This window comes from Pectobacterium versatile (assembly GCF_003932035.1).
Classification (GTDB): Bacteria; Pseudomonadota; Gammaproteobacteria; order Enterobacterales; family Enterobacteriaceae; genus Pectobacterium; species Pectobacterium versatile.
Genome location: NZ_CP034276.1, coordinates 2,791,469 through 2,803,442, shown reverse-complemented (window position 1 = coordinate 2,803,442; position 11,974 = coordinate 2,791,469). Strand labels below are relative to the sequence as shown.

General features: G+C 53.8%; 8 protein-coding genes. 6 read left to right on the top strand and 2 right to left on the bottom strand.

Annotated features, from left to right (window positions below; translation table 11 throughout):
• Window positions 1-3 precede the first annotated feature (3 nt).
• Window positions 4-519, bottom strand: coding sequence for a toxin-activating lysine-acyltransferase (locus EIP93_RS12660; RefSeq protein WP_010295854.1), 516 nt, complete (start codon window positions 517-519; stop codon window positions 4-6).
• An 11-nt stretch (window positions 520-530) separates the two neighbouring features.
• Entirely contained in the window at window positions 531-2,273 is a 1,743-nt protein-coding gene (locus tag EIP93_RS12655; protein ID WP_125232795.1) for a ShlB/FhaC/HecB family hemolysin secretion/activation protein, read from the bottom strand.
• A 375-nt stretch (window positions 2,274-2,648) separates the two neighbouring features.
• Here EIP93_RS12655 and EIP93_RS12650 point away from each other — a divergent pair, with 375 nt between their 5' ends.
• The 6 genes from EIP93_RS12650 to EIP93_RS12625 all read left to right on the top strand — a co-directional run bounded on the left by EIP93_RS12650 (window position 2,649) and on the right by EIP93_RS12625 (window position 11,973).
• Window positions 2,649-4,046, top strand: coding sequence for a YcjX family GTP-binding protein (locus EIP93_RS12650; RefSeq protein ID WP_125232794.1), 1,398 nt, complete (start codon window positions 2,649-2,651; stop codon window positions 4,044-4,046).
• Window positions 4,043-5,086 (top strand): YcjF family protein, encoded by a 1,044-nt coding sequence (locus EIP93_RS12645; protein WP_010276789.1) that lies wholly within the window; start codon window positions 4,043-4,045, stop codon window positions 5,084-5,086. Before EIP93_RS12650 ends, EIP93_RS12645 begins: the two co-directional genes overlap by 4 nt.
• A 159-nt stretch (window positions 5,087-5,245) precedes the next feature.
• The gene (locus EIP93_RS12640) at window positions 5,246-6,790 is read left to right on the top strand and encodes a M20/M25/M40 family metallo-hydrolase (RefSeq protein WP_125232793.1); all 1,545 of its coding nucleotides are present in this window, start codon (window positions 5,246-5,248) and stop codon (window positions 6,788-6,790) included.
• 136 nt (window positions 6,791-6,926) lie between these two features.
• Window positions 6,927-8,495 (top strand): transcriptional regulator TyrR, encoded by a 1,569-nt coding sequence (tyrR, locus tag EIP93_RS12635; protein WP_119158718.1) that lies wholly within the window; start codon window positions 6,927-6,929, stop codon window positions 8,493-8,495.
• Window positions 8,496-8,545: 50 nt separating this feature from the next.
• Entirely contained in the window at window positions 8,546-10,663 is a 2,118-nt protein-coding gene (locus tag EIP93_RS12630; RefSeq protein WP_125232792.1) for a RecQ family ATP-dependent DNA helicase, read from the top strand.
• Window positions 10,660-11,973: a DNA-processing protein DprA gene (locus tag EIP93_RS12625; protein WP_119158716.1), complete on the top strand. Its 1,314-nt coding sequence runs from the start codon at window positions 10,660-10,662 to the stop codon at window positions 11,971-11,973. Before EIP93_RS12630 ends, EIP93_RS12625 begins: the two co-directional genes overlap by 4 nt.
• Window position 11,974 lies beyond the last annotated feature (1 nt).

Genomic DNA, 11,974 nt, shown 5'->3' with positions numbered 1-11,974 from the left:
ATGTTAAGCAACCAGCGGCGTGTTCTGCTGCCAGAGTCTGAATTGTTGTTGTGTGACATCATCGCCACGGAACTGCAGTACCCGTTGTCCGCGTTCCGCCCCTTTGTGGTACAGCGCACGGCCACATAAGTGGGGAAACAGCGTGCCGCCGACGATGCGGCGAAACGCCTGCTGGTCGCCGAATGGCGCGACCCAGTCGCGGAACCACAGGCGGTTGCCGCTGGTCCAGTCCTGCGGCTGCACCAGAATGCCGGGGCCGGTGAGGTAGCGCTGTTCCGCTTCTTCATCCATCCACGCCCAGCTAAGGAAAAACATGGGCTTATCATCGCGGCTGGCGATAACAAACTGCTGATGTTTGATGGCGGGCAACAGCAACGTCGGCAGCACACTGAGCGGAATATCGCGGTGCTGTTCCGAATGCATCCACAGCCAGACCGCCGCGCCAAGCGCTTCCGCTTCGCTGAACTGACCGCCGAGCAGCGGGGCGGTTAACTGATAGCCATTAACAGGAATCTTCATCACGCGCCTCCTTAGTACTGCCAGCTGAGGTTGAAACCGAGGGTGACTGGGCTGGTGTGGAAACCTTCCGGTTTGGAGAACGGCACACCGACAAACAGGTCGTAGCCGGTGTTAAAGGCGTTGCCGCGCAGGCCAAGGATGCCGCCCGCCAGATGTTTTCCGGCGAGGTAATCACGCGTGCCGTCAACTTCGCCGTAGTCAGCGCCGAGATACAGTTCCTGATTAGGCAGCGGCGTGCGCCAGGCCAGATCGTTGCGCACGAACCAGCCGCGGTCGGCCGTCAGAGTGCGTTCACCGTCGAAGCCGCGCACGGTCCAACGGTTACCAATCGACAGTTGATCTTGAGGCGTTAGTTTGGTGTGGTTGATCTGGCGCAGATACTGCACGTTGTAGCGGAAGGTCTGATTTCCTATTGTAAACGGCATATCCAATTGGGCATTGAGCTGGATAATTTTCGCCAGCGCGGTGCCTTCATCGAAATACTCTTCCTGCGCCGGAATAGCGCCGAACCAGCGAGTGCCGCGCTGGTAGCTCACTGCGGCATCAAGCGTGGTGGCACCAAAGTAGTGGCGGTGCTGCAGGCCCAGACGCCAGGCGCTGGTTTTACGCCGCTGCACATCCACTTCGGTATCGTTGACAAAGTTCTGTGATTCGCGCGTCAAAATTTCATAGCTCATCGAGGTTTTCTGACTGCCGCTGCGGTACAGCACCCGGCTCAGCTGGAAGTTAAGGTTTTTGCTGTTGCCGCTGTAGTTGTAATCTTCATACGCGCCCGCCACATTCTGGTTGTAGTCGTAGCCGCTGGCGGTGACGCCCGCCATCCAGTAACCGAACGGCACAGAGTAGTGCAGCATGTAGTTCTTGCTGCCTTTTTCGCTGCCGGATTCCAGGTCATGGTTGCCGGAAATGTAGAACAGATCGCTGAGCGCGAAGGGATTATCGATATACAGTGTCAGGCCGCCTTGATAACGACCGGTGGTTTCTGTGCCGGAGTCATCGAGCGTCGCGCCGAGACGCCACATTTTTTCCTGTTTCCAGGTCACGTTAATGTCGCTTTCGCCTGGCTGTTCGCCTGGAACAATCGCCATTTCTGCCTGTACGGTTGGCACGCGCTGCAGGTTTTCCAGCCCCTGCTCGATATCACGCAGATCCAGCAGTTCGCCTTCACGCGCTGGCAGGGCGCTCCAGAGGCTCACGTAGCGATCTCTCTCTTTGGTCAATGTGATCTGGCGCGTTTTGCCTGGAATCAGGGTGATATGCAGGGTGCCGGTTTTCAGGTTTTGCGGTGGTGCCATCACGCGCGCGGTGACGTAGCCATGGTCGATCAGACGGTTTTGCAGTGCGCTCATCAGCAGGTTGACACCCTGTGCGCCCAGGCACTGACCTTTACCCTGATCGGCCAGCTGTTGCAGCGGGATACGTAGCCAGGAGGGGAAATCTTCTTTGCCGGTCAGGATAATGTGATACAGCTTAAAACACTGTTGTTCCTGAGGAAATTGCAGCTTAGTAAAGAATGAAGAGGGAGCCTGCAAACGCACATCGGGAGTTTGTGGTGCTAATTGCTGCTGCATCGCACGCTGGCGATCCTGCTGGTTGATATTTAGCTGTTCATCCACCCGGTCCGGTGCGGCAAGAGGCGTCAGATTATTATCTGCCGCCCAGCTGCTTGCTGAGGTGGTCAATAAAATAAATAGCGCAAGCTGGCTGAGACGCGCAGGTTGATACCCGTCAGTGAACGACGCATTCCGTAGCATAATTAATTAACCTGAATTATTAATTGTTATTGGGACACCATTCGTTTCCAGAAACAATTGGTTACTTGGTACAATTTCAGGTTATATACGTTAACAATTTGTTTGCTAAGAGTTGTCCTATTGCTTGCTAAGAGTTGTCTTAAAATTATCGTTTCTTTACATTTTGGCGGTAAAAATACGGTATGAGATAGGTGAGCGCGGTTGAATTTATGTCGGCGTGAGTGAGGTGTTTGTCTGATTTTATTATATTGATACGATATATTTCTCAATGAGATATGTTTTTCAACGACATACAGTTTTCAACGACATAAATTTTTCAACGACATAGAGTCCTCAACAGTATATCTCTCAACCAAAGGAGTGATGGTTCATTCGATGAGTCGACTACAGAACGAAATTAACTCTCTGGTCAATCGCGGCGTGGATCGCCACCTGCGGATTGCCGTCACTGGGTTGAGCCGCAGTGGCAAAACCGCGTTTATCACCGCGTTCGTCAATCAATTATTGAATACGCACAGTGGTGCACATCTGCCGATGTTTTCCCCCGTGCGCGAAGAGCGCTTGCTGGGTGTGAAACGCGTGCCCCAGCGCGATCTGGGCGTGCCACGTTTTGCCTATGATGAAGGCATGGCGGCGCTGTATGGCTCGCCGCCGGCTTGGCCGACGCCGACGCGTGGCGTGAGTGAGATTCGTCTGGCGCTGCGCTATCGCTCCAAGGATTCGCTGCTGCGTCACTTTAAAGACACGTCGACGCTCTATCTGGAAATTGTCGATTACCCCGGCGAGTGGTTGCTGGATCTGCCGCTGCTGGAGCAAACCTATTTGGGTTGGTCACAGCAGATGAGCGGCTTGCTGCAAGGGGGACGCATTGAATGGGCGAAACCCTGGCTGGCGCTGTGCGAGAAAATCGATCCGTTGGCCCCGGCCGATGAAAACCTGCTTGCCGAGGTGGCACAGGCCTACACCGACTATCTGCACCGTTGCAAACAGGAAGGGCTGCACTTTATTCAGCCGGGTCGATTTGTGCTGCCGGGCGATCTGGCGGGCGCGCCGGTGCTGCAATTCTTCCCTTGGCCGCAGGTGAATAATATCGGTGAAGCCAAGCTGGCGCAGGCGGATGAGAAAACCAACATCGGCATGCTGCGTAAGCGTTTTGATTATTACTGTCAGTCGGTCGTCAAAGGATTTTATAAGGATCACTTTGTGCGCTTCGACCGGCAGATTGTTCTGGTCGATTGCCTGCAACCGCTCAATAGCGGCATTCATGCGTTTAACGATATGCGGCTGGCGCTGACCCAACTGATGCAAAGTTTTCATTACGGGAAGCGTACGCTGTTCCGGCGTTTGTTCTCGCCTTGCATCGACAAGCTGATGTTTGCGGCGAGTAAAGCGGATCACATTACCGCTGATCAGCACGCCAATCTGGTGTCGTTGCTTCAGCAACTGGTGCAAGAGGCGTGGCAGAACGCCGCGTTTGAAGGCATCGATATGCGCTGTGAAGGCATTGCGTCGATCCAGTCAACGCAGAGCGGGGTAGTCGATCATCAGGGCCAGAAAATTCCGGCGCTGAAAGGACATCGACTCAGCGACGGTCAGCCATTGACGGTCTACCCCGGTGAGGTGCCCGCGCGTTTACCGGGTGCCGCATTCTGGCAAACGCAGGGCTTCCATTTCGATCAATTTCGTCCGCGAGAAATGACGGTAGACACGCCGTTGCCGCATATCCGGTTGGATACGGTCATGGACTTTCTGTTAAAGGATAAATTGCGATGAACGAGCCACTGAAACCCCGCGTCACGTTCGATGACGTCTCACCGCAAGAGCCACAGCCGCAGTTGCGTGCCGGGTTGGCATTTGACGAGCAGAGCGGCACGCCGTTTTCTCCTATCAGCCGCGAAGAAGAAGTACCAGAAGAAGGCGCAGCAGAAGAGGCGATCAGCGCGGCGCTGAGGCCGAAGCGTAGCCTGTGGCGGCGTATGGTGATGGCGGGGATCGGGCTGTTTGGCGTCAGCGCGCTGGCGCAGGGCGTGCAGTCGCTGCATAACGCCTGGGTACAGCAGGATTGGATTGCGCTGGGCGGCATTACCGCAGGCAGCCTGATTGTGGCGGCGGGCGTCGGTTCGCTGGCTGTTGAGTGGCGACGCCTCTATCGCTTGAGAGAACGTGCGGAAGAGCGTGATGTGGCCCGCGATCTGTTACATAGCCACGGCGTGGGGCGCGGGCGTGAATTCTGTGAAAAGCTGGCGCGACAGGCGGGGCTGGATAGCGGCCATCCGGCGATACAGCGTTGGCAGGCTTCACTCCACGAAACTCACAATGACCGCGAAGTGCTGGAGCTTTATGCACGTCTGGTTCAGCCCGTACTGGACACGCAGGCGCGGCGTGAAATCAGTCGCTCGGCGGCAGAATCTACCTTAATGATTGCCGTCAGTCCGCTGGCGCTGGTGGATATGGCCTTTATTGCCTGGCGCAACCTGCGCCTGATTAATCGTATTGCCGCGCTGTACGGCATCGAACTCGGCTATTTCAGCCGCATTCGCCTGTTCCGCTTGGTGCTGGTTAATATCGCGTTTGCTGGCGCATCGGAGCTGGTGCGGGAAATTGGCATGGACTGGATGTCGCAGGATCTTGCAGCGCGGCTATCAACCCGTGCTGCACAGGGTATTGGCGCAGGCCTGCTGACCGCGCGCTTGGGTATCAAAGCGATGGAATTATGTCGCCCGTTACCGTGGCTCGATGACAAACCGCGCCTCGGTGATTTCCGCCGCGAACTGATTGGGCAGGTAAAAGAAACACTGCAAAAAGGACGTTAGGGGTGAAGACGATGGTGCAGATAGTGTGCCATCGTCGTGTTATCGTTGCTTAACGGGGAAAGGCAGTACAAGCCGTATGCTACTCTGGCTAGCAGTACCGTTGTTACAGAATCGTGTGTAGGATTAACACTCCTCATTTCTGTATAACAGGACGTTTTTATGATTCCCGGTAAAAAATTGACGCTGGCGGCGATGTCGCTGTCGGCAGCCATTCTCTGCTTACCTGCCAGCGCACAGCTGGTACTGGCACCCACCGATGCGGAACGTTACGCGCAAAACAGCTTCCCTGAATATCTCGAATTACTCACGCTGCCAAATGATGCTGCCGTGCCTGCGGATATCCAGCGTAATGCCGACTGGCTGGAAAAGGCTTTTCAGAAGCGTGGCTTCACCACGCAGCAGCTGACGAATGGTGATAAACCGCTGGTTTATGCTGAGTTGGGTACGCCAAAAGCCGATCGTAAAACCATTTTGTTCTACATGCATTTTGACGGCCAGCCTGTAAATCCGACCGAATGGCAAACGCCGCCGTGGCAGCCCGTGCTGAAAGAAAAAGACGCGGCGGGCAAATGGCAAACGCTGCCTGAATCACGTCTTCTGGCAGGGGATATCAATCCAGAATGGCGCCTCTTTGCCCGTGCCTCGGCTGATGATAAAGGGCCGATTGTTATGTTTCTCGCCGCCATGGACGCGATGAAAGATAAGGGCGTTGAACCTGCGGTCAACATCAAAGTGCTGCTGGATTCTGAAGAGGAAAAAGGTTCGCCCGGGCTGACGACGGTCATGGCCGACCATCTGGCGCTGCTGAAAAGCGACGGTATGGTGATTTATGATGGTGCGATGCCGTCTAACAACCGCCCTGGCATTAACTTTGGCAATCGTGGCTCAATCCAGATCGATATGACCGTTTTCGGTGCGAACGCGGCGGCGCACAGTGGCGGCTATGGCAATGTCATTCCCAATCCGGTGCAAAACTTGGCTACGCTGTTGGCCAGCATGAAAGATGCGGATGGTAAGGTCACCATCCCCGGTTACTATGACCGAGTCACACTTAGCGATAGCGATAAAAAACAGGTGGCGGAGACCGCACCTCCCGCTGGCGCGTTGGAGAAACGCTTTGGTGTTGCGCGGCTAGATAATGTCGCCAGCAATGCGGCAGAAGCGGTGCAATATCCTTCGCTGGATATTCTCGGTATTAAAGCGGGCGATACGGGCAAAAAAGCGTCGAACGCCATTCCGTCAACCGCAACGGCCAGCGTGAATATTCGCACCGTGCCGGAAACGCCGCCGGATGATATGTATGCGTTGTTACGCCAGTATATCGCCAGCAAAGGCTTTCATATCATTGCTGGTGAGGCACCAACACAGGCCGAACGCGAACAGTATCCGCACCTGATTTCCCTGAGCCTGACGGCCTATCCGAGCAGTGCCTATGCGGCGAGAACGGAGATCGACTCCCCGTTGGGTCACTGGGCCGTCGCGACGACAACCGCACCGCGCGGCATCGCACCGGAGAAGAACCGTATGATGGGCGGGACGCTGCCGATGAGCGGCGCGGTCAGCGTATTGAAAGTGCCTTACGTCATCGTTCCTCTGGTGAATGCCGATAATAATCAGCATAGTTTTGATGAGAATTTACGCCTCGGTAACTATCTGGAAGGCATTCGAACCATTGTGGCGATGGCAACGACGCCGCTGTCTTAGCCCCGTTTCGTTGTTGACGTGGAAAAAACGTACAGATGTGTCAACTTTTGCTGCCACCTTACTTCATCCGGTGCAAACGAAAGGGTATTATCAGTAGCAATAGCCATGTCGTGTCTCTTGAAGAAGGTAGCCGTTGATGCATCTGGAAGTGATTTGTGAAGACCGCATTGGTATGGTCCGTGAACTGTTAGATCTACTTGCGTCACGCAATATTGATTTACGCGGCATTGAAATTGCGTCTATTGGTCGTATATACCTCAATTTTGCCACCCTCGATTTTGATGATTTCCGTCTGCTGATGACGGAAATCCGCCGTATTGAAAGCGTTAGCGATGTGCGTACCGTGGCCTTTATGCCGTCAGAGCGCGAACATCGGGCGTTGAATGCACTGCTGGAATCGATGCCTGAACCCGTATTCTCGCTGGATATGAAAGGAAAGTTGGAGCTGTTTAACCCCGCCGCGCTGGCGCTGTTTGAACAGTCGGCAGAGACCATCAGCGAACTGACGATTGGCAGCATGATCCCCGGCTTCAATTTCGCCAGTTGGCTGGAGAAGAGTAGCGCCGTCGTGGCGGAGCGTGTGGTGCTTCGTGGTCAGGATTTCTTGCTGGAAATGACGCCAGTCCGTCTGGAAGATGATGCCGGTAAAGTGGCAACGGCGGGCGCATTGGTGATGCTGAAATCGGCTGCTCGCATGGGCCGACAGTTGCAGAATCTCGCCGTGAACGATGAAAATGAATTCGATCACATCGTTGCCGTTAGCCCGAAAATGCGTCAGGTGGTTGAGCAGGCTCGCAAATTAGCAATGCTGGATGCCCCGCTGCTGATCGTGGGCGACACGGGGACGGGCAAAGATATGCTGGCGCGTGCCTGCCACTTGCGCGGACCACGCGGCAAGAATCCTTTTCTGGCACTGAACTGCGCGGCGTTACCCGATGATGTGATGGAGAGCGAGCTGTTCGGCCATGCGCCCGGCGCGTATCTCAATGCGCAGGAAGGCAAGAAAGGCTTCTTCGAACAGGCGAACGGTGGGTCGGTTCTGCTGGATGAAGTTGGTGAAATGTCGGCACAGATGCAGACCAAATTGCTGCGTTTTCTGAATGACGGAACATTCCGCCGCGTCGGTGAAGATCACGAAGTCCATGTTGACGTGCGGGTGATTTGCGCGACCAAGAAAAATTTATTGGAGCTGGTGCAGCGCGGTGAGTTCCGGGAGGATCTTTATTATCGTCTCAATGTGCTCTCGCTGATGTTACCGCCGCTGCGCGAGCGTCCGGCGGATATTATGCCGCTGGTCGAGCTTTTCGTGGCGCGTTTTGCCGACGAACAGGGGATTTCACGTCCCAAATTGGCCGCAGATGTGGAACATTTCCTGCCGCAGTACGGCTGGCCGGGTAACGTTCGGCAGTTGAGAAACACTATTTATCGGGCACTGACGCAGTTGGAAGGTAACGAACTGCATATGCAGGATATCGATCTCCCAGCGTTTTCGATTGATGTGCCGCAAGATGAAACCCTGCTTGATGGCTCGCTGGACGACATCAACAAACGCTTCGAGCGCTCCGTGCTGACCCGCCTTTATCAATCTTATCCAAGCACACGCAAACTGGCGAAACGCTTAGGAGTATCGCACACGGCGATAGCCAACAAGCTCCGGGAATATGGACTCAGCCAACGCAAACCCGCGGGGGATGACGAGGAGTAATCGCGGCGCTTGGTATATGCGCAGCGGCTTGGTTAATCAAAGGAGTGATTATGGATCAAGAACAGGCTCGGCAACTGCTACAGACGGCATTGGCTGACCCCGCCGCACAGTTTCGTGACGGGCAGTGGGAAGCGATTGACGCGTTGGTTAACCGCCAGCAGAAATTACTGGTAGTACAGCGTACTGGCTGGGGAAAGAGTTCGGTTTATTTTATCAGTACGAAAATTTTCCGTGACCGAGGTATGGGGCCAACTATCATTGTTTCGCCCTTGCTGGCGTTGATGCGCAACCAGATAGATTCTGCTGGACGATTAGGGATTGTGGCAGAAACGCTGAACTCGACCAATAAAGATGATTGGAATAGCGTGACGCAACGAATCATCAGCAATCAGGTTGATTGTTTATTGATTTCACCTGAGCGTCTGGCGAATGATTCATTTGTTGAAACGGTATTGCAGCCCATTGCCGATCGTATTGCCCTAATGGTGATTGACGAAGCACACTGTATTTCAGATTGGGGGCATGATTTTCGCCCAGACTATCGGCGTATTGTGAATATTTTGCGTCAACTGCCTGCGAATATTCCCGTTCTGGGTACGACGGCTACGGCCAATAATCGCGTGATTGAGGATATTCAGGCACAACTAGGCAATATCCACATTCAGCGTGGCTCACTCATTCGTGAAAGCTTGTGGTTACAGACGATGAGATTGCCTGACCAATCATCGCGTCTGGCTTGGCTGGCACAAGCTATTCCAACCTTGCCGGGTACGGGGATTGTTTATGTGCTAACGCAGCGTGATGCGGAGATGGTTTCTCGCTGGTTGAATCGCTCAGGCATCGTTGCGCGACCTTATTACAGCGGTGTAACACATGACGATCTTGTCGCGTCACCTGGGACGGCTGATTCAGACAGTTATCGACAACACCTTGAGTCATTGCTGCTGAATAACCAAATTAAAGTGTTAGTGGCAACGACCGCATTGGGGATGGGTTATGACAAACCCGATCTGGGCTTTGTGATTCATTACCAGATGCCGGGATCGATAGTCGCGTATTACCAGCAGGTGGGCCGTGCTGGACGCGGTATCGATTATGCTGTTGGTATCCTGATGTCTGGCGTTGAAGATAGAGAGATTCACGAATTTTTCAGGAGATCGGCTTTTCCTGCGGAGACGCAGGTGACTGAAATTTTGCAGGCGCTTGCCAATGCGGATGGCCTGACATTGCGAGGCATTGAAGAACAAACCAATCTTCGTCATGGGCAGATTGAGAAAGTCTTGAAGTTTCTCAGCGTCGATAGCCCCGCGCCAGTGATAAACGTTGACCGGAAGTGGCGTAGAACGCCCGTTCCGTATGCGATGGATCGTGCTCGTATTGCACATCTGACCGGACAACGCGAACGGGAATGGCAGGAGATGCAAGCGTATCTGGCGGAGACCAGCTGCAAGATGACGTTTTTGCGTCACGCACTGGATGACCGACATACGGAGCCGTGTGGTAAGTGTACTTCCTGCCTTGGACGTCCGGTGGTCGCTATTTTGCCTAATGCTGAGCTTATTCATCGGGCAGGAACGTTTCTCAAACAGACTGAAACTATTATTCGGCCAAATATACAAGTCGCCGCTAATGCTTTTACTGAATATGGTTTTCGCGGAAATCTGGCGCAGAACTTACGTGCTCAAGAAGGGCGTGTCTTGTCCCGCTGGGGGGATGCAGGATGGGGAAGGAGGGTGGCAGACAGTAAATATGCGGGCCATTTTAGTGACGAATTGGTTGCAGCGATGGCGGAGATGATTCAACAACGCTGGCAGCCCGAACCCGCACCTGAATGGGTTTGCTGTGTCCCTTCACGTAATCATCCTACATTGGTGCCTGATTTTGCTCGGCGTCTGGCAGCACGGTTGAACCTATCGTTTGTGGATGCTATTCATAAAGTACGTGACAATCAGCCACAGAAAGGTCAACAAAACCGCTTCCATCAGTGCCGTAATCTGGACGGTGCGTTTGCCGTCATCTCCTCGATACCAGAAGGTGCAGTGTTGCTGATTGATGATATTGTTGATTCTGGCTGGACGTTGGCGGTGATTGCTGCCTTATTACAACAAGCGGGCAGTGGCTATGTTTATCCGGCCGCGCTCGCGTCTGCTTCGGTGAGTAATGCATGAATTTATCCCCCACTGCACAAGCGACACTGCTTCTTACCTGCTATTTCAGCAAGGCAAGTGCTGGCGATCTCAAGCCACTCACCAATACGGAGTGGGGGCGCTTTGCATTGTGGTTGAAAGAAAAATCACTGAGCCCTGCGGATCTCCTTGTGCCGGCCCCTGCGACTCTGCTCAGCGGTTGGCATGATTCACGTGTGAGTATTGCCCGAATTGTTCAACTGCTGAGCCGAGGACATAGTCTGGCTCTGGCAATTGAAAAGTGGCAAAGGGCGGGATTATGGGTCGTTACGCGTTCGGATTATGATTATCCGAAACGCTTAAAACAGCAGCTGAAAAGTGATTCTCCCCCCGTATTATTTGGCTGTGGCAACCGTGCGCTATTAAATACCAGAGGGCTGGCGGTAGTCGGTTCGCGTAATGCTAATGCCATGGATTTATCGTTTGCAAATCAGGTCGGTATACAGGCCGCCACTGAAAATATTGCCATCGTTTCTGGCGGGGCCAGAGGCGTGGATGAAACAGCGATGCTGGGTGCCATGAGTCAAGGGGGCGTTGTCATCGGCGTGATGGCTGATAGCTTGCTTAAGGCGAGTACGAGTACAAAATGGCGTAAAGGATTGATGGAAGGGCTGGCGGTGCTGGTGTCTCCTTTCCATCCTGAAGCGGGTTTCAGTACAGGCAATGCGATGGCGCGGAATAAATACATTTATTGCCTTGCTGAAAGTGCCTTAGTCGTTCACTCAGGTAAGAATGGGGGGACGTTCAGCGGCGCGCAGGAAAACCTAAAGAAAGGCTGGGTACCGCTGTGGGTAAAGCAAACAGACGAAGAGTCTGCGGGTAACGCAGATCTGGTGGTTGCCGGAGGTCGCTGGTGTGATATGGACTGGCGATCTTTAAGTATTGCCGGATTACTCGAGCAGGTTAATCCCGTATCGACGTCCGTTGCCCTAGCGGGGCAAGGTAGCCTGTTTTTACGCGAGGAAATACAAACAGCACCGTCGGATCAGTCTGACTCGCAAAAGGCATGCGCGGAAAATATCGCTTCGACGATCGAGGAGAGTGTTGCTACAGCAGAAGAAACCGAAATCAATGTTATGAAGGATGAACCCGTTGATTTTTATGCACTGTTTTTGCGGGAGCTTAGTCGGCTGGCGGTAGACGCGGTAAGTTTGGATGAGCTCATCCGCCTCACTGTGTTACACAAATCGCAGCTTACCGTTTGGTTACAGCGGGCTGTTGATGAAGGTGTTATTAGCAAACACGAGCGGCCAGTTCGTTATCAATGGATTGCTAATTCCCATCGACTCTAAC